This is a genomic window from Actinomadura hibisca NBRC 15177 (genome assembly GCF_001552635.1).
Lineage (GTDB): Bacteria > Actinomycetota > Actinomycetes > Streptosporangiales > Streptosporangiaceae > Spirillospora > Spirillospora hibisca.
This window is the reverse complement of the sequence record NZ_BCRO01000063.1, coordinates 1-20879: the sequence shown is the minus strand read 5'-3', so window position 1 is coordinate 20879 and position 20879 is coordinate 1. Positions and strand designations below refer to the sequence as shown.

Sequence of the window (20879 nt, the reverse complement as noted above, 5' to 3'; positions counted from 1 at the left end):
AGGCAACCCCGAAGCCCGCCCTTTCCCCAAACGAGCGCGGCAACGGTAGGCCCGCCCCCAGCCGGGTAGACGCGTCCCGTGGCCGCCGCACCGGTGACGGCCGCGCGCCGAACGCGGAGGGAGCACTGACGATGACGACGACGGTCGCCGATTTCCTGCTCGGACGCCTGCGGGAGTGGGGTGTCGAGACGGTCTTCGGCTATCCGGGCGACGGCATCAACGGGCTGCTCGCGGCCTGGGGCCGCGCGGGTGACCAGCCGCGCTTCGTGCAGGCGCGGCACGAGGAGATGAGCGCCTTCCAGGCCGTCGGCTACGCCAAGTTCACCGGCCGGGTCGGCGTCTGCGCCGCCACGTCCGGGCCGGGCGGGGTGCACCTGCTCAACGGCCTGTACGACGCCAAGCTCGACCACGTCCCCGTCGTCGCGATCGTCGGCCAGACCGACCGCAGCGCCATGGGCGGCTCCTACCAGCAGGAGGTCGACATGGCCTCGCTGTACAAGGACGTCGCCGGTGCCTACGTGCAGACGGTGACGGTCCCCGAGCAGCTCCCCAACGTGCTGGACCGCGCCATCCGCGTGGCGCTCGCCGAACGTGCCCCCACCGCGCTCATCATCCCCGCCGACGTGCAGGAACTGGAGTACAGCGCCCCCGGCCACGAGATCAAGATGGTCCCCTCCAGCCTCGGCGTCGACTGGCCCACGATCTCGCCCGACGACGAAGCGATCCGCCGCGCCGCCGACGTCCTGAACGCCGGAAGCAAGGTCGCCATCCTGGCCGGTTCCGGAGCCCGCCACGCCCGCGCCGAACTGGAGCAGGTCGCCGACCTGCTCGGCGCGGGCGTCGCCAAGGCGCTGCTCGGCAAGGACGTCCTGCCCGACGACCTGCCCTTCGTCACCGGCTCCATCGGCCTCCTGGGCACGCGCCCCAGCTACGAGCTGATGGACGGCTGCGACACCCTGCTGACGGTCGGCTCCAGCTTCCCCTACTCCCAGTTCCTGCCCGGGTTCGACCAGGCCCGCGCCGTGCAGATCGACCGCGACCCCAAGATGATCGGGATGCGCTACCCCTACGAGGTCAACCTCGTCGGCGACGCCGCCGCCACCCTGCGCGCGCTGATCCCGCTGCTGGAGCGCAAGCAGGACCGCTCCTGGCGCGAGGGCGTCGAGGACGACGTGCGGCGCTGGTGGGAGACCATGCGCAAGGAGGCGATGGTCGAGGCCGACCCCGTCAACCCGATGCGGCTGTTCCACGAGCTGTCCGAGCGGCTGCCCCAGGGCGCGATCGTCACCGCCGACTCCGGCTCGGCGGCCAACTGGTACGCCCGCAACCTGCGGTTCCACGGCGACGTGCGCGGCTCGTTGTCGGGCACGCTGGCGAGCATGGGCCCGGCGGTCCCCTACGGGATCGGCGCGAAGTTCGGCCACCCCGACCGCCCGGTCATCGCGTTCGCGGGGGACGGGGCCATGCAGATGAACGGCCTGGCCGAACTGCTCACCGTCAAGCACTACTGGCACGAGTGGGCCGACCCGCGCCTGGTCGTGGCCGTCCTGCACAACAACGACCTGAACCACGTCACCTGGGAGATGCGCGCGATGCAGGGCGCGCCGAAGTTCCCGCAGTCGCAGACGTTGCCGGACATGGACTACGCCGCGTTCGCCGCGGGCCTCGGCCTGAACGCGATCGTCGTCGACGATCCCGACCAGGTCGGCCCCGCCTGGGACCGCGCCCTGGCCGCCGACCGGCCGACCCTCCTGGACGTGCACTGCGACGCCGACGTGCCGCCGATCCCGCCGCACACCGAGTTCGCGCAGGCCAAGGCCACCGCCGAGACCCTGATCAAGGGCGACGAGAGCCGCTGGGGCGTGCTCAGGGAGGGCGTGAAGGCCAAGGCGCAGGAGATGATGCCGCACCGCGACGGGAAGTGACCGGCGCGGTCAGCCCTCCTGGTAGACGTCCGGGATCCCGTCGTCGTCGAGGTCCAGTGACTCGGCCTTGTGGATGCGGCGGTAGGCGCGGTCGCGGGCGCGCAGCACGATCGCGGCCAGCGCCGTCGCCACCACCGACGCCGCCAGCACCGCGATCTTGACGCGGTCGTCGGCCGCCGAGCCGCCGCCGAACGCCAGCTCGCCGATCAGCAGCGACACCGTGAAGCCGATCCCGCCCAGCAGGCCCAGCCCCAGCACGTCGGTCCACGACAGGTCGTCGTCCAGGTCGGCGTGCGTGAACCGCGCCACCAGCCAGGTCGCGCCCATGATGCCCAGCGGCTTGCCGACCACCAGGCCCACCAGCACGCCGATCGCGACGGGGTCGGTCAGCGCCTCGCCCAGGCCGTCCAGCCCGCCGAACGCCACCCCCGCCGACAGCAGCGCGAACAGCGGCACCGCCACCCCCGCCGACAGCGGCCGGAACCGGTGCTCGAAGTGCTCGGCGAGGCCCGGCCCCGCCTCCGGCCCGCCCGCCCGCACGCTGCGGACCACCGGCACCATGAAGCCCAGCAGCACCCCCGCGACCGTCGCGTGCACGCCCGAGGCGTGCACCAGCGCCCACGTCGCGGCGGCCAGCGGCAGCAACAACCACCAGCTCCGCACCCGCCGCTGCACCAGCAGCGCGAACAACCCCAGCGGAACCAGCGCGCCCAGCAGCGGCAGCACCGACAACTTCGCGGTGTAGAACAGCGCGATGATCACGATGGCGATGAGGTCGTCCACCACCGCCAGCGTCAGCAGGAAGGTGCGCAGCGCCGCGGGCAGGAACCGGCCGATCACCGCCAGCACCGCCAGCGCGAACGCGATGTCGGTCGCGGTGGGGATCGCCCAGCCCTGGCTGGCGCCCGGCTTCCCCCAGGTCAGCGCGACGTACAGCAGCGCGGGGACGACCACGCCGCCCACCGCCGCCAGCACCGGCACCAGCGCCCGCCGCACGTCGCGCAGGTCACCGGCCACGAACTCGCGCTTGAGCTCCAGCCCCGCCACGAAGAAGAAGATCGCCAGCAGGCCGTCCGCGGCCCAGGCCGACAGCGGCAGTTCCAGATGCAGGGAAGCCGGCCCCACCGTGAAACCGCGCACCGAGGCATAGGAATCGGCCCAGGGCGAGTTGGCCCACACGACGGCCACGACCGCCCCGACCAGCAGCAGCACACCGCCGACGGTCTCCTGGCGGAGGATCTCGCCGATCCGCCTGGCCTCGGGCCATGAGCCACGGCTGAAGAGCTTCTTGCTGCGGGACGGTGAGGTAGCCACGGGTTCTCCAGGGTCGACGATGGGACGCCGACCAGACTTCCCGGCACACCTGTCACCTAGCGTACCCAGAAGCGCAGCTCTCACCGCATACCGTCATGCGGGCGGACGACGAGCCCGCCGCCCGCCCTTCACGGGACTACCGCTGTTCCGGAGCCACCGAACGGAACCGAGCCAGGTCCCCGTCAACGCTCTGCCGCCGGAACCCGGCCTTCTCCAGCACCCGCACCGAAGCCGGGTTCGACAGCTCCACGTTGGCGAACACCGTGTGGACGCCGGGCGCGCTGAACGCGAACTCGGTCAGGACACGAACGGCCTCGGGCGCGTAGCCGCGCCCCCGCCGGGACGCCACCACCCCGTAACCGAGTTCGAGTTCACCCCCGGACGGCGGCCAGAACAGCCCGAGCGAGCCGACGACGAGCCCGCCGTCGCGCTCGATGATCTGCCGGTGGCCGTACTCGCCCAGCCAGCCCGGGTTGTCGGCGAACAGTCCGGCGACGACGAGGTCGCCCTCGGCGGGAAAGTCCCCGGCCCAGTGCGGCAGGCGGCCCTCGGCCACGACGGCGTCGGCCTCGCCTGAGGTCCAGGACCGCAGAACGAGGCGGTCGGTGATCAAATCGGCATGGCCGATCGAGAAAGAGGACACGTGAATCTCCAGGTCAGAAGATGACCGGCCCGCGCGCTAGAAACAGCACACAAACCGGACAAGGGCATGCCGAACACGGCCGACGGCAGCCATATTCATCAACCCCCTGACCTAGATCACGTACGAAACCGACCCTACGAACCCGGGCCCCGACCGGACAACCCAATTCCGCACCCCGGCGAAACCCCTTCCCCCACGCCCAAAACCCCAGGTCAGACGTTCCCCCAGCTCAACCAGGGTGGCGTAACTCCGGCGTAACAGCCCGCGCCTAGCGTGCACACCATGGACCAGCACCACCGGCCGGTGTCATCCCGCCCGCGCGCCGAACGTGCCCGCCACGTCGCCGACGTGCTGCGCCAGCAGATCACCAGCGGCCGCTTCCCCGACGGCGTGCTGCCCTACGAGCACGACCTCACCCGCCGCCTGGGCGCGTCCCGCAACGCCGTGCGGGAGGCCCTGGACCTGCTGCGCCACGAAGGGCTGATCACGCGGCGGCGCGGCGTCGGCACCACGATCGTGACGCCCAAGTACGGGCACGGCCTGGACCGGCTGGCGGGCCTGGCCGAAGCCCTGGTGGGCCACGGCACCGTCACCAACGAGGTCCGGGTGGCCGAGACGGTGGCCGAGCTCCCGGCCGCGTTCGCCGAGCGCCTGGAGGTCCCCGCCGAGGCGGGCGGCGTCCACCTGGAACGGCTGCGCTGGCTGGAAGGACAACCGCTCTCCCTGGACACGTCCTACCTCACCGCCGACGTCGGCGCGGGCGTGCTGGCCGGTGACCTGGCGGGCCGGGACGTGTTCGCCCTGATCGAGGAGACGACGGGCCAGTTGCTGGGACGAGCGGAGATCGCGGTGCACGCCGTCACGGCCGATCCCGACACCGCCGCGCTGCTGCAAATCCCGGTGGGAGCAGCCGTGTTCGCCCTGGAACGCCTGACCCACCTGGCCGACGGCCGCGCGGTGGACGCGGAACTGATCCGCATCCGCGCCGACCGCATGACGCTACGCGCCACCCTCCACCGAGGCCCGACGACCACCCAGTAACCCCGCAGCCCGGAGGCCACCCCATGACGGTCCTGATCGCGCTAGCCCTCTTCGGCCTGCTCGGCGGCATCGGCATCACCGCGCTCGGGCCAGGCGGCGTGCTGCCCACCGTCGGCCTGTTCGCCCTGACCGACCTCTCACCCGCCGAGGTCGCCGGAACCGCCATCGTGACCCACATCGCCACCGGCGCCCTGGGCACCGCCGCCTACACCCGCTCCGGCCAGCTCCGCGAGCCCGAGACCCGCCGCACCGCGCTCGTCCTGGCCGCCGGAGCCCTGGTCGGCACCCCGCTCGGCGTCGCGATCAACACGGCGGTCTCCGAACAAGCCTTCGGCCTCGTCCTGGCAGCGCTGGTCGCGGGCGCGGCGGCGCTGCTCTGGTACCGCGAGCACCATCGCCCGGCGGCGACCCGTCCCCATCCGCCCGCACCGCTGGTGGCGGTACTGGCCGTCGCGGTGGCGCTGGTCGCGGGCGTCGTCGGGATCGGCGGGCCGATGCTGACCGTGCCCCTGCTGGTCGCGCTGGGCGTGCCGGTCCTGGAGTCGCTGGCGGCCGCGCAGGCGCAGTCGATCGTCATCGCCGGGGTGGGCTCGGTGGGCTACATCGCGCACGGATCGGTGGACTGGACGCTGGCCGCGATCGTCGGCATTCCGGAGTTGGCGGGGGTGCTCCTCGGCTGGAAAATCGCGCACCGCCTGCCGACCCGCACCCTGAAAAACGCCCTGATCATCGTCCTGTTCGCGCTCGCTCCCTATCTGGCGCTGCACGGCTGAACAACGGCGATTCCGGAATAACCCCTTCCGTTCCCGAAAGGACTCCGCTACCATTCACCTCAGGTGAGCCGGGAAGTCTGGTCGGCATTGTGAGGCGTGTCATGAGGACATGCCCCTGGTCGAAGGATCCCGATGGCACCTGTCTCTCACACTCCCGCCGCGCAAGCGCCCCGGGAACACGATTTTCCTGATCCCATGTGACCGTTTCCGGTCATGCCCGCCAGCGGGCGACGCCTTTGGCACCTCCTTTCCGCCGGGCGGCCACCAGTGCCGCCATCGGCGCGATGCCCGCTGCCATTTCCTCGGGGAGAGCGTGTTCTCATGGGAGAATTCCTTAATGCCGCACTCGCATTTCCGGCCGTGCTTTTCAGCTTCGCGCTGCTGGTCGTCGCCGGGTACTGGGTGCTGGTGCTGCTCGGCGCGCTGGGCGTCGACGTCCTCGACACCGACGCCGACACAGGGGCCGGCGTCGACGGCGGGGGCGGCGGGGCCGGCGACCTGCTGGCGGGCGCGGGGCTGGGCGGCGTCCCGGTGACGGTGGTGCTGTCGCTGCTGGTCGCGCTGGCGTGGTTCCTCAGCCTGGCGGGCGAGGTGCTGGCGGGCACCGCGACGGTCGGCGGGGCCGGGCGCACCTGGCTGGCCCTCCCCGTCCTGCTGGTCGCCCTGGCCGGGGCCTGGCTCGGCACGCGCCTGCTGGTGCGGCCGCTGCGGCGCGCGTTCCCCGAGGTCGCCGCGCCGTCGCGCACCGACTTCGTGGGACGGACGTGCGTGATCCGCACCGGCCGCGTGACCGCCGACTTCGGGCAGGCCGAGGTCGCCGCGCCCGACGGCTCGACCGCCGTGGTGCAGGTCCGCGCGACCGGCGGCGACGTGCTCGCCCGCGGCGCCACCGCCCTCATCTTCGACTACGACGCGGCCGGAGAGGCGTTCCTGGTCATGCCGTACGACACGGCACTCGACCCGGCCGGCTGACCCCGCCGCCACCCCGCGTACCCCCCATCCCCCTCTGCACAGACAGGGACTACTCATGGACGCCCTCACCATAGGGATCGGCGTGCTGATCGCGGTCGGCCTGCTGGTCGCGCTCGGCCTCGTACTCGTCGTCACCCGGCTGTTCCGCAAGGTCGAGCAGGGCAAGGCCCTGATCATCTCCAAGACGCGGGCGGTGGACGTCACCTTCACCGGCGCGGTGGTGCTGCCCGTGCTGCACAAGGCCGAGGTCATGGACATCTCGGTGAAGACGATCGAGATCGAGCGCACCGGCCGCGACGGCCTGATCTGCCGCGACAACATCCGCGCCGACATCCGCATCACCTTCTTCGTGCGGGTCAACAAGACCGTCGAGGACGTCATCAAGGTGGCGCAGGCGATCGGCGCCGAGCGCGCCAGCGGCCAGGAGACGTTGCAGGAACTGTTCGCCGCCAAGTTCTCCGAGGCGCTGAAGACCGTCGGCAAGCACCTCGACTTCGAGGACCTCTACACCCGGCGCAACGAGTTCCGCGACCACATCATCCAGGTCATCGGCACCGACCTGAACGGCTACAGCCTGGAGGACGCGGCGATCGACCACCTGGAGCAGACGCCGCTCCTGTCACTGGACAAGAACAACATCCTGGACGCCCAGGGCATCCGGAAGATCACCGAGCTGACCGCGATCCAGCACGTGGCCACCAACGAGCACGCCCGCACCGAGGAGAAGGAGATCACCCGGCAGAACGTCGAGGCGCGCGAGGCCATCCTGGAGCTGGAGCGCCGCCAGGCCGACGCCGAGCTGCGCCAGAAGCGCGAGATCGAGACCGTCCGGGCCCGCGAGGAGGCCGAGGTCATGCGGGTGCAGGCCGAGGAGCGGCTGCGCGCCCAGACCGCGCACCTGCGCACCGACGAGCAGCTCGGCGTGCAGCAGGAGAACAAGAACCGGGAGATCGCGGTCGCCGAGAAGAACCGCGAGCGCGTCATCGCGATCGAGAGCGAGCGCATCGAGAAGGACCGGCTGCTGGAGGTCATCGCCCGCGAGCGCGAGACCGAGCTGACCCGCATCGCCGCCGGCAAGGAGGTCGAGGTCGAGAAGCGGGAGATCGCGGGCGTGGTCCGGGAGCGGATCGCGGTGGAGCGCACCGTGGCCGAGCAGGAGGAGCACATCAAGCGGCTGCGCGTCACCGAGGAGGCCGAGCGCGAGCGCCAGGCGCTCGTCATCCAGGCCGAGGCGCAGGCGCAGGAGAGCCTGGTCAAGGACATCAAGGCCGCCGAGGCGGCCGAGGCCGCCGCGCAGCACCGCGCCCGCGAGCGGCTGGTGCTGGCCGAGGCCGAGCAGCAGGCCGCCGAGCTGACCGCCGCCGCCCGGCGCAGGCTGGCCGAGGGCGCGCAGGCCGAGGCCGCCGCGCCGGGCCTCGCCGACGTCCAGGTCCGCGAGCGCGACGCCGAGGTCATCGAGAAGGTCGGCCGCGCCAACGCCGCCGCCGCGCAGGAGATCGCGCTCGCCGAGGCCGCCGCGATCCGCGAGAAGCTGAAGGCCGAGGCCGAGGGCCTCACCGACAAGGCCGCCGCGATGGCCGCCCTCGACGACGCCACCCGCCAGCACGAGGAGTACCGGCTGCGGCTGGAAGCCGACAAGGACGTCCGGCTCGCCGGGCTGGAGGCGCAGCGGCAGGTCGCCGAGGCGCAGGCGATGGTGCTGGCGGCCGGGCTGGAGAAGGCCGACATCGACATCGTCGGCGGCGACAGCCTGTTCTTCGACCGGCTGGTCGGGGCGGTGTCGATGGGCAAGGCCGTGGACGGGTTCGTCGATCACTCGCAGGTCGCGCGGAGCGTCGCGGGCCCGTGGCTGGACGGCACCGGCAGCCTCACCGACGACCTCGGACGGCTGCTCGGCTCGCTGGACACCGCGGGCGTCCGCGACCTGACCCTGTCGGCCCTGCTGGTCCGGCTGATCAAGGCGGGCGGCCCGGAGACCGGACGGCTCCAGGAACTGCTGGACGCCGCGCGGCGGCTGGGCGTCGCCGACGCCCCGCTGGGCGGCACCGCGCCGGACAACGGCGTCCTCGTCCCGAACTGACGGCACCCCGGCGGCGTCCCGGAGGCACCGGGACGCCGCCGCCCCCCTGCTACGAGGAGTGAAGCGTGAGCGACACCGGCCTGGACCACGGCACCTACGAGGTGCTGCGCGCCCGGCTGGCCGGGCACGCCGCCGAGCTGGCCGAGCGCGCCGAGGCGTTGAACGCGCGGCGGCTGGAGACCTTCGGCGGCGCGGAGCTGCGGCTGACCGGCACCCGGACCGTCCGCACCGAACGGCCCTGCGTGCCGCGCGACCTAGCCGCCGTTGGCGGCCGACTACTGTTCGGCGCGAACACACCATCAGCCACTCAGATCGCCGACGTATTCGCACTACACCACGTCACCACCGAGGGCATTACACCCGGCGCGCTACCAGGCCTACTGGACGACCCAGGCTTCCAACGCGACTTCGCCGAGCTGTACCGCTACTACCGCCAAGCGCGCCTGCTACGCCTGCGCCCAGTAGAGGGACGCCTGCTCGCCGTCTTCCAGACCGGCCCCCGGCTGAGCGACGTCCGGGTGCTGCGCTGGCGGATCGCGCCGGACGGCACCGTCGCCTACGAGGACAACCGCGGCGAACGCGACGACGTGTTCCCGCCCGCGCACGACTTCACCTGGACCGAGACCACCCGCGACGACCACGTCCCGGGCCGCTTCCCGCACATCTCGATCGGCGGCGAGGCGTTCGTCGCGACGATCGGCGGCGCCCTCACCGTCAAGACCGCCGACGACACCGAGACCGCGACCGGCGTCTACAGCGAGCCGGTGGACGAACCGTTGCAGAGCCTCGCCGACGCCGACGTGCTGCACGCCCGCGTCGGCGCGCTGATCCTGCTGCGCGTCCGCCCCTACAACGAGACCGCCTGGCGGCACCTGGTCCTCAACACCCGCACCGGGGAGGCGGTGCGGCTCGACGGCATCGCGCAGGGCTGCCGCCGCCTGCCCGACGACCGGGGCATCGTCTTCCCGGGCGGCTACTACCTGGACACCGGCGCGGCCAAGACGTTCGACACCGACGTCACCGGCCTGGAGTACGAACGGGTGGTGCGCTCGCCGAACGGCGAGGACGTGCTGTACGTCTTCCACGCCCCGGCCGACGGCCGTTTCCTCCTCCTGCCCTACAACACGATCCGCGAACAGGTCGCCAACCCAATCCCCTGCAACGGCTTCGCACTGTTCGACGACGGAACGCTGACAGTCCTGCGAACCTCCAGCGACGAGCCCGGCCGCGCGCACCCGCTCCAGGTATGGCAGACCCCGTTCGTGTCAGACGCCCACGCAACCTCCCGCCCAGCCGGGACGGGCCCACTACACCGCATCGGCAACGCCGACCTGGTGCGCGGCGTCTCCGACTGCCTGGCAATCACACGCACCGCACGCGAAATGGAGCCATCAGCCGAGGTCTACCGGGCACTAGCAGCCGCATGCGTACGCGCAGCCGACCGCCACCACTGGCTAGGCGACACAGAACTGGGCGACCTACACGCGCCACTGGAACAGGTACGCGAAACCGCCACCCTCGTCCTAGACGAACACGCGAAAGTACAAGCACTAACCGAGCAAGCCGAGAAAGCCGTAGCCGAGGCCGTAAACCAGACCGAAGCGCTACTACGCCGCGCCACAACCGAAGAACCAAACGGCGCAGACGGCTGGGTAACCCTCCTGGCAGAACTACGACGAGCCCAAGGCCGCGTAGAAACCCTGCGAGAAATCAGATACGCGGACACCACCCGCATCGACACTCTGACACAGGACCTCTCCGAGGGCCTGACGACCACCGGCCGCCGAGCAGCAGACGTCCTCCAAGACACCACCGCGTTCACCTCCCACCACCATCGGATCGAACAACTGGCGACCGACGCCGCCGAAATCACTTCCGCAGCCGAGGCCGCCCCCATAACGGACCAACTCACCGCCCAAGCCGAGGGCCTAGAAGTGGTCACCGAAGTCGTCGGCTCCCTAGATATTGCCGACGCGACCGTACGCACCACGATCCTGGAACACGTCGGCGAGGTGCTGGGCGGCGTCAACCGGGCACGCGCGGTGCTGGCGGCCCGCCGCCGCGACCTGCTCGACACGGAAGGCCGCGCCGCGTTCGGCGCCGAGTTCGCCCTACTGGACCAGGCAATCGCAAGCGCGCTGGCCACCGCCGACACCCCCGAACGCTGCGACGAACGCCTAGGCCGCCTGCTACTCCAGGTGGAGTCCCTAGAAACACGCTTCGCAGACTTCGAGGACTACCTAACAAATCTCGAAACCAAGCGCACCGACATCTACGAGGCGTTCGCAGCGCGCAAGCAAGCACTACTGGACGAACGAGAACGACGCGCACAACGCCTCACCGACTCAGCGGACCGCATCCTGGCCGGGGCACGACGACGCGCAGCCGAACTGCCGACACTCGAAGAGGTCAATACCTTCTTCGCCACGGACGCGATGACGACCCGGCTGCGCACGGTCGCCGCCGAACTGCGCGAGCTGGGCGACCAGACACGGGCCGACGAACTGGAAGGCCGCATCAAGGCCGCCCGCCAAGAAGCGGGCCGCTCCCTACGCGACCGGATCGACCTCTACGACGGCGACACGATCCGCCTGGGAAAGCACCGTTTCACGGTAAACACACGCCCGTTCGAGCTGACGCTAGTCCCGAACGCCGATTCCCTAGCGTTCACAGTAACCGGCACCACCTACCGCTCCCCAGTACAAGACGAGTCGTTCACCGCCACAAAACCGTTCTGGACACACCCCCTCCCGTCCGAGGACGCAACCGTCTACAGAGCCGAATACCTAGCGGTCTCCCTACTCCCAGAGACCACCCCAACCGACGACCCCTTGACCAAAGTCCGCACGGCAGCGGCCTCCCGCTACGACGAGGGCTACGAACGAGGCGTCCACGACCACGACGCCGCCAAAATCCTGACCGAACTGCTCCACCTGCGCGAAGAAGCAGGCCTACTCCGCTACTCAGCCGAAGCCCGCGCCGCCGCCCAACTCTTCTGGGCGTTCAAAACAGACGAGCAGACCCGCGCCACCTGGACGACCAGAGCAACGTCCCTCGTACGCGCGCGCGAAGCACTAGGCCGCAACACAGTAAGTGCCCTAGTCGAAGAACTAGCGACCCTCATCCCTGGCCACGAAGCCGCCGAATACCTAGTCGAAGAGCTAGCGCAGACCCCCACAGGCTTCGTAACAAGCGCAGCAGCCCGCACCCTCATCAACAACTTCGAAGAGAACCAAGGCAAGAACCTCACCAGAGACCTAGAAGCCCTGGACACCCTGGAAGCGCGCCGCCAGCTAGCCGAAGCCTGGCTAGGCGCCTACGGCGACGAAGCCGACCTCCCCGAAGCAATAGCCATCGCTCTATGCGGCGAAACGTTCCCCCGCTACAACTCCGAAGCGTCCCTAGTAACAACCGTCACCAACCTCCTAGGAACACACCCCCGCATCACCAACACGACCCTGACCCTCCGCCTGGACGAGACGCTCACCCGGGTGGGCCGCTTCACCACCGAACGAGTCCCGGCGTTCCGCGCCTACCAAAAGCAGCGCAACACCCTCATCGCCGCCGAACAGAAGCGCCTCCGCCTGTCCGAGTACCAGCCGAAGGCGATGAACGGCTTCGTCCGCAACCGGCTGATCGACGAGGTGTACCTCCCCCTGATCGGCGACAACCTGGCCAAACAACTGGGCACGAGCACAGACCAGATGGGCCTGCTCCTGCTGATCTCCCCGCCCGGCTACGGCAAGACGACGCTGCTGGAGTACGTGGCCGAACGCCTGGGCCTGCTGATGCTGAAGATCGACGGCCCCGCCCTGGGCCACGACGTCACATCCCTAGACCCAACACAAGCCCCCAACACCACAGCCCGCCGCGAGATCGAGAAAATCCACCTGGCCTTCGAGCTGGGCGACAACGTCCTGCTCTACCTGGACGACATCCAGCACACCTCGCCCGAACTGCTCCAGAAGTTCATCCCCCTCTGCGACGCGCAACGCCGCATCGAGGGCCACGACCTGCGAGGCAAGCGCTTCGCGGTGTGCATGGCGGGCAACCCGTACACGGAGTCGGGCACGCGCTTCCGCATCCCGGACATGCTGGCGAACCGGGCCGACGTCTGGAACCTGGGCGACGTCCTGTCCGGCCGGGAAGAGGTCTTCGCCCTCAGCTACATAGAGAACGCCCTAACAGCGAACCCCACCCTGGCCCCCCTCACCACCCGCGACCGAGCGGACATCGAACCACTCGTACGGATGGCATCCGGCGACGACGCGATCCGCTCCGCGGACCTGTCGCACCCCTACACCCGGACGGAACTGGAACAGACCCTGGCCGTCCTGCAGAAACTCCTCCGCGCCCAGGAAACCGTCCTAGCGGTGAACCGCGCGTACATGGCGTCGGCCGCCCAAGCCGACGAGTCCCGCACCGAACCACCGTTCAAGCTCCAGGGCTCGTACCGCGACATGAACAAGCTGGCGGCCCGCATCGTCCCGGTCATGAACGACGACGAGCTAGAAGCGACGATCGACGACCACTACCAAGGCGAAGCCCAGACCCTGACCACCGACACCGAAGCGAACCTCCTAAAACTGTCGGAGCTACGCGGCATCCTGACGGAGCCCCAACACCACCGCTGGACCGAGGTGAAAACGGCCTACCAACGCACCCAAGCCCTGGGCGGCCCAGCAGACGACCCCCTGACCCGCGCAGTAGGCGCCTTGGCCCTCCTGGCAGACCGCGTAGGAGCGATCGAGTCCGCCATAGAACGAGCCATCGCCCACCCCACCAACGGCGCCCACCGCGCGAACCGAGGCGAATAAACCACCACACTTCACCCGAAAACACCTGGCCACCTGCGGTTTTACCATCCTGTCGCGAACCAGCCGCCGAACCGGATCATCCCAGTGAGGACCGACGACGAACCGGAGATCATGATCTACGACCACCACCCGGACGGGCCGCCCCCCTCGGCCGAGCCGGACCTGCTGAAGCTGACGGAGCTGCGCGGCATCATGGCGGCCGTCCGGGACCGCCGCTGGACCGAAGTGAAGACGGCGTACCAGCGCGTCCAGGCCCTGACCGGCCCGTCCAACGACCCCCTGGCGCGGACCGCAGGAACGATCGGCCTCCTGGCGGACCGCGTAGGAGCGATCGAATCCGCCCTGGAACGAGCCGCCGCCAGTCCCCCCAAAGGCATCAAACGAGAGAAGAACCCGTCCTTCTGCTGAAGCCGCCCAAGCCCTACCCGGCGACCGCAGGAGCATCGGCAACCCAAAGCCGATGGAGACCGGCGTAACGCCCACCCAAGGCGAGCAACTCGTCATGGGTGCCCTGCTCGACCAGCCGCCCCTCGTGCAGCACGAGAACGACGTCCGCCGCGCGGATCATGTCGAGCCGGTGCGTGACGGCGATCGTCGTACGACCTGCCAGCAGCGGGGCCAGGGCCCGGCGAACCTGCCGCTCGCTCTCGGCGTCCAGGGCCGAGGTCGCCTCGTCGAGGACGAGGACGCGCGGGTCGTTGAGGACGGCGCGGGCGATGGCCAGCCGCTGCTTCTCGCCACCCGACAACCGGGAGCCACGCTCGCCCACCACCGACTCATATCCCTCAGGCAGCCCCATGATGCGGTCGTGGATGAGCGCGGTCTTGCAAGCAGTCTCCAACTCGGCGTCCGTGGCGTCAGGCTTGGCATAGCGAAGGTTCTCAGCGACCGTCGCATGCAACAACACCGGCTCCTGGGTAACCACACCGAACAGCCGAGCCAGCGAATCCCGCGTCAGATCGCGCAGATCAACCCCATCCAGAGCGACGCAACCACGATCCGGATCGTGCAGCCGCATGGCCAAATGCGTCAGAGTGGTCTTGCCCGACCCACTGGCACCGACAACAGCAACAAACTGCCCAGGCCGAACGACCAACGAAACATCCCGCAACACAGGCGGCCCGTCATGCCGAAAAGTGACCCCCTCAAACCGAACCTCCCCCCGCACCGCCTCCTTACGAACAACAAGCGCACCAGGCCGATCAACAGCCCCCGGCGGCAGATCGAGGTACTCGAAGATGCGCTCGAACACCGCCGTGGCCGCGCGGAACTGCACAGTGACCTGCATGAGCTGGCCCGCAGGCAGGAAGAGCCGCGCCTGCAACGACGTGAAGGCCAGCAGCGTCCCTGGCGTAACGGCATCGGTGAACCCGGCAGCGACGTAGACCACAGGCGGCATGATCAGAAATAGCGCCTGCAACGCCGCACCCAATGCCTGCGCGGCGACCGCCGCGCGCAGTTGCAACCCCGAAAGCCGCCGGCTCTCATCCTGGAACCGCCGCACACCATGATCGGCACGGCCGAAGACCCGAGCCAACAAAATCCCCGAGACCGACAGAGTCTCCTCAGCGATGACGCTCATTTCAGCCCGTGACTGCTGCACCGAGGCCATGACACGGCGCTGGTGCACGGCGACCCTAGCCGTAAGCCAGGCGGCGACCGGCAGCAAAGCGACCGACACCAACGTGAGCCGCCACGACAGAACAAACAGGGCCGCCAACGTGGTCACGCAGGTCACGACGTTAGCCAGCAGCGTCGGCACGGTCGTACTGACCGTGGTCTGCACCTCAGCAACATCCCCGATCACCCGCGACTGGATCTCCCCGGTCCGCGTCCGAGTGAAGAACCCCATCGGCAACCGCTGCAAATGCGCGTACAGATCACCACGTAGCCGCTCCAGAACGTCCTGCCCCATCCGCCCAGACAGATAGGACTGCAACACCCCAAGCCCGCCGCCCAAGGCGGTAAGCGCGACCATCCCCGCCAGCAGACCGCACAACAAACCAACCCGCGGCCCATCAGGCGCGAACAGCCCCGTATCGACCAGCTCCCGCGTCAGAAACGGAAGAGCAGCACCAGTTCCGGCCGCGACCAGAATTAGGAGCGTGACCAGCAACACCCGTCGCGCGTGCGGCCGGAACAGCGCCAGCACCCGCCGGTTCACTGGACGGCTCGTCCGTACAGGAAGTCAGTGAACGCCTCAATGAGTGGCAGCCCCGTCATGCCCTCGACGAACAACCACTGCCCCTGCGGATTGACCTCCAGCCAGATGTACTCACCCTCGTCAGTGAGCTTGAGGTCGAACACGCCCATGGTCAGATCCAGATGCTTCAACAGCGCATGCAGCGAGTCCTGGAGCCCCTCAGGCAAACGATGCTCAACAGCGGGGATATCAAGATTCGGCCGCCAGTCCAAATCATCGGACTCCAGCAAAGCGGCCAAGACCCGGTCCCCAAAGACCTGAACACGCACATGCCGCCGCCCCGGAACCAGCTCCTGGTAGATAGCAGGACAGACCCGCAGCGCCGCCTCATCACCCAGCAACTCTTCGCCAACTACCGCAGTCGCCGCAGGAGCCTGCATGACCCCACGCACGGCCTTGACGATCGCACCAGGATGCGCACGGCAGAACGCCCGAATCCGCTCAGGCGACTGGCTGATCAACGTCTCAGGAATCCGCAGCCCAAGCTCATGAGCGGCCCGAAGTTGGACGACCTTGTTCTGCGCGGCCCAGAACGCCGAGGGCCGATCCACCCACCGGCCGCGGAACTCGGTCGTCAACATGCCGAGCGCGGCGGCGTTGGTGTCGACGTGGATGAGCTCACGATCGACGGGATCGGTCACCTCGGGATTGGCGGACGTACGGGTGTTCCCCAGCCGCCGGAACCAGATGGCGTCGAGTTCCCCCAACCGCACCGCCGTCCCATCAACGGCGGGAAAGACCGACTCCTCTTTCTCCAGAGGCGACCAGCTCAACCCAGGCGCCCGACTGAAATGGTCACTCTCAAAGATATGGACGCGCGCCGGATAACGGCGTTCCATTTCGGCCTTAACGGCATGGGCGTGCAGGTCGCGCTCATGCGTGACGACGGCGATCCGTGCGGACTTTTCGTGGCGACGCATGAGCGCGACCCTCCTAATCAGTGATCAGTGCGGTACGACGAGGTCAGCCGGCGTCGCAGTCGTCCCAGCCGTCACCGGAACCGCTGATCGTCTCGTTCGGGTGCATCGACTCCAGGACGTGGAGGTCCCACTCGATGTCGAGCCGCTCGATCAGGTCGCGCTCCCACGCCGCCAGCTTGGGCGCCGGCGCCAGCGCCATCCGCTCCTGCCCGACGTAGATCGCGGGCCGGACCTGGGTGTCCACCGTCATGGCGTTCTCCTCTCGACGGGGCGGACCGGTTCGTCCGCCGTGAATCAAGAATGTTCCGAACCCCGCAAACGAAGGAAGGGACGCCCGTCCCACTTGCGATGGGAACACCCCGTGATGCCTTTCCAGGCCCACAAGGACACAAGTCCCGCCCTGACGTCCCTTTCTCAGGACACAAGAACTTATTGCTCAACCTGGCCGTCTAACGCACCCTTAACCACACAACACGCGAAAGCGACCCAATGCACATTCCCGACGCACACCCACGTCCCAGGACACTGCACTGCAAGACGTAGAGCCGACGACGACAACCAAAGAGCCCCAGCCACCAGAGCGGACCACCGACTCGAACGCCGAAACCTGCCGCCAGCGCACCTCCCCGACGACGAGCGCACAGATGAGACGGCCGACGAGGCCAACATGACCCTCTCTGGCCGCGCGGCAGGCTGGATTGCAGCGGTTGACCCTGAGCAGCGAGCCTGAGATACAGGCAGCTCAGACGGGACCTTGCAGGCGCGGCGTGCCCATCACGGGCATGGAGTGGACGTCAGAAACGCATCAGGGGCTTCGCCGGAGACGTACGTCTCCGGCGAAGCCCCTGGTTACGGGCGGAGGATCGGGGATTTGAACCCCGGATGGGCGGTAAACCCAAACCGCATTAGCAGTGCGGCGCCATAGACCGGACTAGGCGAATCCTCCAGGCTCAGCACAGGTTACCGGTCAGCGTGCTCACCAGCAAAGTGCGAACTACAGCATAGTCCGAACCAACGGTGCTCCGTGCCAGGAAGGAGGTACGGTCCGAGCACGCCCGGACGTGCCCTATGCTTGTGGGTGTTGCCGACGAGGAGTCGAGCGCACCGGCCGACACGGACGGAGCTGCTAGAATCTTCACCGGCAACAACGCCCCAGGTCAAGGTCAGGGGCGGGCACCCGTAGCTCAATGGATAGAGCATCTGACTACGGATCAGAAGGTTAGGGGTTCGAATCCCTTCGGGTGCACAGCAGAACGGAGGCCCCTCGCGATCACCGCGAGGGGCCTTCGTGCTTAGCAGGATCGCCAACAGCACCCTTGCAAGGCTTCCCTTGGCCAGCGGACGAAGCGGACGAAGCTCCCCTGGTCCTCAACGAGCTGCTCGCTGACCACGTGCACGTGCCCCGGAGCGTGATCGACGAGTCCGCCTGCCGAACCTCCACCACCGCCAGTTCGCTAGGTTCTTGCACGCCGGTTTATACATCCGCCTCCACATTCCGAGCGGACCAGGCGGCCAGCCGTCGCGCGGTCCGCGGTGAAAGGAAGGCCGCAGGACATGACCAGCACCAAGCAGCGGCCCGGTTGGCATCCCGAGCGGTTGCGCGAGCGCCGCGAAGCCCATGGTTTGAGCCTTGAGGCCGTCGGTGACGAGTTGCGTCATGTCGCCGACCGCGCCAACCTGCGTCTTGCCGCGAACTTGCAGACGATCTGGTCGCACGAGAACGGCACCGTCTATCCAGGCCCGCACTATCGCCGTGCGTACTGCCTGATGTATCAGGCCACCGAGCCGGATCTCGGCTTCCGCCTTCCGTTGCCCAGTGAGCAGACGCCCCCGAGTGCTGTGCTGCCGGTGCCGAGGCCGGCCACCGATCCGGCCGTCACCGAAGAGGCTGCATCAGCGATCTCTGTTGGGCTTGACCAGGTCACCGACGGCACGCAGGACTACGAAGCCGCCGCCGGTGAGGTGCTGAAGGACCGTGTGGTCAACGCGTGGCGCGGCCGGATGCTCACCGATGGTGTGAAGAACCCGGTTCTCGTCCTGGTCGGGGGCTACGCCGGCTCAGGCAAGACCGAGTTCGCGCGCTTCCTGGGGGACGTGACCGGGTGGGCGTTCCTGGACAAGGATTCGCTCACGCGCCGCCTGGTCGAGCGCCTTCTCGTCTCGCTCGGCGGCGACCCGCACGACCGCCACACCGACCTCTACCGGAACGAGATCAGGCCCCTTGAGTACAAGTGCCTGATGGACACCGCGAACGACAACATCGATTGCGGCATCTCCACCATCCTGATCGCCCCGTTCATCGCCGAGCTGAACGACGAGGCGTGGATGAGCCGTCTCACCAACCGGTGCAAGGCCAGGGGGATGGACGTCGCGGCGATCTGGGTCCGCTGTGACGTCGACTCCATGCGGGAGCACATCGAGTTCCGCGACGCTCCGCGCGACGCGTGGAAGCTGGCCAACTGGGAGGAGTACATCGCCGGCGTCGATGCCGAGCACGCGCCGCCCGGTGTTCACCTGACCATCGACAACCGGCAGGGCGCGGCGATCAGCATCGCCGACCAGACGCGGGAGGCACTCCGTAAAATCCTCGGGTGACCTCCCGAGGCGTGATCCTGTACGGCCCACCGACCAGCGGCAAGGACACCGTCACCGTCGCCCTGTCGGCCCTTGACAGCCGGTTCACGCTGCTGACGAAGCTCAAGGTCGGCAGCGGCCGCAGCACCGGTTACCGCTACGTCGCGCCCGAGGAGTTGCAGGCACTCTGCAATGCGGGGCGCCTGGCGGTAGAGACCGAGCGCTACGGCAACCGCTACGCCGTCGACCGCCAGGACATCGCTGACTTGGTCGAGGCCGGGCGGGTGCCGGTCGTGCACATGGGCAGCTTCGCCGACATGCGAAGCCTTGCCGAGGCCATCCCGCTGGAGTGGCGCAAGGTCGTGCTGTGGGTGCCCCGCCAAGTCTGCACCGAACGCTCACAACAGCGCGGGGACATCGACACGCCCGCCCGGCTACGAGCGTGGGACGAGGCCGACGACGAGCAGCGACGCGAGCGCGGCAGCGGGACGGTGCTACCAGCTGACCTGGTCATCCGCACCGACCTAATCGAAGTCACCGAGGCCGCCCGCGACATCATCGAAGCGGTTGACGCCACCCCAACCTGTTGATCAGCGCACTATCCGAGACCGTGATACTCGGCCCGACTGAATCACCACTTCGCGCAGCTCCCGTGGGTTGGCCGCTTCCACCAGACGTAGGTCACGCCGCACCGTGATCAACGCCCACCATCTCCCCGTGGCACGTCCGTACCAGGCCGACAACACGCAGCCGAACTCTTGTTCCAGCGCCGCCGCCCCACCTCCTTGGTGATCATCAGGGCTGTTTCCCGTTCGGCGATGGCCAGAGCCCGAAGCAGACGAACCGTTCCGCGATATTGGCGGCGGCGAGCTCCCGCTCTGAGCAGTAAGCGAGCCATTCACCCGTACTCGCTTGGTAGCCCCAGCCAGCTATGTCGTGCACAACGAAGATGCTCTCGCCGACGATGGGGACCTCAGGCGAGAAGACCCGCAGCAGGATCGACGTCTCCTGGTAACGCAATTCAGCCACCCAGCCCCGCTTCCGCAGCGTTCGAGCCAGCCGACTGAGCAACCGTCTCGTCCGCCAGGCCGTCCAGCGTCGCAACAGAGACGACGCGGCCGATGCGCCGGTGGACGCGCCCATCGGCCGCGCCGCCTCTGCCTGTTCCCCCCAGGCCGCTCGCCCTTGAGCGGCCCCTTCCGGTGATGGGACCGACTTCCCCTCTCGGCCCATCACCGGGGTCCGGTGTCTCGCGTGAGTGCCCGCTCGTACTCGTTGATCAGCGCTGCCCGCAGCTCCGAAGGCGTGGAGCGAATCAAGGTCGGGTCGACGCCGGCGGCCGGGTCGCGCAGGGTCGCCACCCAGTCCCCGGGCTGATCGTCATAGCGGGTCGACCGCCAGATGGCATGGCCGGGGAAGTCGGCGCGCAGGCGGTCCAGGACCTCGTTCTCAGCTTGTGCGCGTTGTGCGCGGGTCTCGTTCATCCGGGGGAAGCCTCACCTCTGGCCGCCGCACCCGAATGCGGGCCGGGAGTTGAGCGGCGGGGTTGAACGGTGCTCCCCAACCTTTCGCCGTCCCTGGTTTCACAAAGGGGCCTGACAGGGGGCCAGGAGGGGG

At 68.7% G+C, this 20879-nt stretch carries 16 protein-coding genes and 2 tRNA genes; 10 read left to right on the top strand and 8 right to left on the bottom strand.

The features are described 5' to 3' along the window. Positions 1–131 precede the first annotated feature (131 nt). Positions 132–1925 (top strand): thiamine pyrophosphate-requiring protein, encoded by a 1794-nt coding sequence (locus AH6_RS27385; protein WP_067485510.1) that lies wholly within the window; start codon positions 132–134, stop codon positions 1923–1925. A 9-nt stretch (positions 1926–1934) separates the two neighbouring features. Here AH6_RS27385 and nhaA read toward each other — a convergent pair whose 3' ends face one another. Both nhaA and AH6_RS27375 read right to left on the bottom strand, forming a co-directional pair. Then, the gene (gene nhaA / locus AH6_RS27380) at positions 1935–3239 is read right to left on the bottom strand and encodes a Na+/H+ antiporter NhaA (protein ID WP_067485508.1); all 1305 of its coding nucleotides are present in this window, start codon (positions 3237–3239) and stop codon (positions 1935–1937) included. Positions 3240–3375: 136 nt separating this feature from the next. Next, complete coding sequence (locus tag AH6_RS27375; RefSeq protein ID WP_067485506.1) at positions 3376–3882, bottom strand: GNAT family N-acetyltransferase; 507 nt, start codon at positions 3880–3882, stop codon at positions 3376–3378. A gap of 282 nt (positions 3883–4164) precedes the next feature. Here AH6_RS27375 and AH6_RS27370 point away from each other — a divergent pair, with 282 nt between their 5' ends. The 6 genes from AH6_RS27370 to AH6_RS27345 all read left to right on the top strand — a co-directional run bounded on the left by AH6_RS27370 (position 4165) and on the right by AH6_RS27345 (position 13973). Further along, positions 4165–4923, top strand: a complete 759-nt coding sequence (locus tag AH6_RS27370) for a GntR family transcriptional regulator (RefSeq protein ID WP_067485628.1) — start codon at positions 4165–4167, stop codon at positions 4921–4923. Positions 4924–4946: 23 nt separating this feature from the next. Next, complete coding sequence (locus AH6_RS27365) at positions 4947–5696, top strand: sulfite exporter TauE/SafE family protein (RefSeq protein ID WP_067485504.1); 750 nt, start codon at positions 4947–4949, stop codon at positions 5694–5696. 360 nt (positions 5697–6056) lie between these two features. Continuing rightward, complete coding sequence (locus tag AH6_RS27360) at positions 6057–6668, top strand: OB-fold-containig protein (RefSeq protein ID WP_157431753.1); 612 nt, start codon at positions 6057–6059, stop codon at positions 6666–6668. A gap of 55 nt (positions 6669–6723) precedes the next feature. Then, a complete protein-coding gene (locus tag AH6_RS27355; RefSeq protein ID WP_067485500.1) occupies positions 6724–8748 on the top strand; it encodes a flotillin family protein in 2025 nt (674 codons plus the stop codon). 65 nt (positions 8749–8813) lie between these two features. Next, positions 8814–13565: a DNA repair ATPase gene (locus AH6_RS27350; protein WP_067485498.1), complete on the top strand. Its 4752-nt coding sequence runs from the start codon at positions 8814–8816 to the stop codon at positions 13563–13565. An 84-nt stretch (positions 13566–13649) separates the two neighbouring features. Next, positions 13650–13973 carry a hypothetical protein gene (locus tag AH6_RS27345; protein WP_067485496.1) on the top strand — a complete coding sequence of 108 codons (324 nt, stop codon included), beginning with the start codon at positions 13650–13652 and terminating at the stop codon, positions 13971–13973. A 13-nt stretch (positions 13974–13986) separates the two neighbouring features. On the opposite strand, the gene AH6_RS27340 is transcribed toward AH6_RS27345, so the two are convergent. From AH6_RS27340 to AH6_RS27325, 4 genes are all read right to left on the bottom strand, one after another. Further along, on the bottom strand, positions 13987–15717 hold the full coding sequence (locus AH6_RS27340; RefSeq protein WP_169807920.1) for an ABC transporter ATP-binding protein: 1731 nt from the start codon (positions 15715–15717) through the stop codon (positions 13987–13989). 8 nt (positions 15718–15725) lie between these two features. Further along, positions 15726–16688: an ATP-grasp domain-containing protein gene (locus AH6_RS27335; protein ID WP_067485492.1), complete on the bottom strand. Its 963-nt coding sequence runs from the start codon at positions 16686–16688 to the stop codon at positions 15726–15728. 43 nt (positions 16689–16731) lie between these two features. Further along, positions 16732–16938 carry a hypothetical protein gene (locus AH6_RS27330; RefSeq protein WP_067485490.1) on the bottom strand — a complete coding sequence of 69 codons (207 nt, stop codon included), beginning with the start codon at positions 16936–16938 and terminating at the stop codon, positions 16732–16734. 606 nt (positions 16939–17544) lie between these two features. Continuing rightward, positions 17545–17634: transfer RNA gene (locus AH6_RS27325), tRNA-Ser, on the bottom strand. A gap of 227 nt (positions 17635–17861) precedes the next feature. On the opposite strand from AH6_RS27325, the gene AH6_RS27320 reads away from it, so the two are divergent. The 3 genes from AH6_RS27320 (at position 17862) to AH6_RS27310 (ending at position 19852) form a co-directional block, all read left to right on the top strand. Next, a tRNA-Arg gene (locus AH6_RS27320) sits at positions 17862–17934 on the top strand. Between the two features lie 308 nt (positions 17935–18242). After that, a complete protein-coding gene (locus tag AH6_RS27315; RefSeq protein ID WP_067485488.1) occupies positions 18243–19283 on the top strand; it encodes an AAA family ATPase in 1041 nt (346 codons plus the stop codon). Further along, on the top strand, positions 19280–19852 hold the full coding sequence (locus AH6_RS27310; protein ID WP_067485486.1) for a hypothetical protein: 573 nt from the start codon (positions 19280–19282) through the stop codon (positions 19850–19852). The genes AH6_RS27315 and AH6_RS27310 overlap by 4 nt, the downstream gene beginning before the upstream one ends. 205 nt (positions 19853–20057) lie before the next feature. Here the strand turns inward: AH6_RS27310 and AH6_RS27305 are convergent, their stop codons facing one another. Next, the gene (locus AH6_RS27305) at positions 20058–20291 is read right to left on the bottom strand and encodes a hypothetical protein (protein ID WP_067485484.1); all 234 of its coding nucleotides are present in this window, start codon (positions 20289–20291) and stop codon (positions 20058–20060) included. 203 nt (positions 20292–20494) lie between these two features. Next, positions 20495–20746: a hypothetical protein gene (locus AH6_RS27300; RefSeq protein ID WP_067485482.1), complete on the bottom strand. Its 252-nt coding sequence runs from the start codon at positions 20744–20746 to the stop codon at positions 20495–20497. Positions 20747–20879 lie beyond the last annotated feature (133 nt).

Excerpts from the sequence above, each read along its gene's own strand:
- AH6_RS27335 (WP_067485492.1), bottom strand. The coding sequence starts at position 16,688 with ATGCGTCGCCACGAAAAGTCCGCACGGATCGCCGTCGTCACGCATGAG.
- AH6_RS27355 (WP_067485500.1), top strand. The coding sequence starts at position 6,724 with ATGGACGCCCTCACCATAGGGATCGGCGTGCTGATCGCGGTCGGCCTG.
- AH6_RS27330 (WP_067485490.1), bottom strand. The coding sequence starts at position 16,938 with ATGACGGTGGACACCCAGGTCCGGCCCGCGATCTACGTCGGGCAGGAG.
- AH6_RS27300 (WP_067485482.1), bottom strand. The coding sequence starts at position 20,746 with ATGAACGAGACCCGCGCACAACGCGCACAAGCTGAGAACGAGGTCCTG.
- AH6_RS27370 (WP_067485628.1), top strand. The coding sequence starts at position 4,165 with ATGGACCAGCACCACCGGCCGGTGTCATCCCGCCCGCGCGCCGAACGT.
- AH6_RS27365 (WP_067485504.1), top strand. The coding sequence starts at position 4,947 with ATGACGGTCCTGATCGCGCTAGCCCTCTTCGGCCTGCTCGGCGGCATC.
- AH6_RS27315 (WP_067485488.1), top strand. The coding sequence starts at position 18,243 with ATGACCAGCACCAAGCAGCGGCCCGGTTGGCATCCCGAGCGGTTGCGC.
- AH6_RS27385 (WP_067485510.1), top strand. The coding sequence starts at position 132 with ATGACGACGACGGTCGCCGATTTCCTGCTCGGACGCCTGCGGGAGTGG.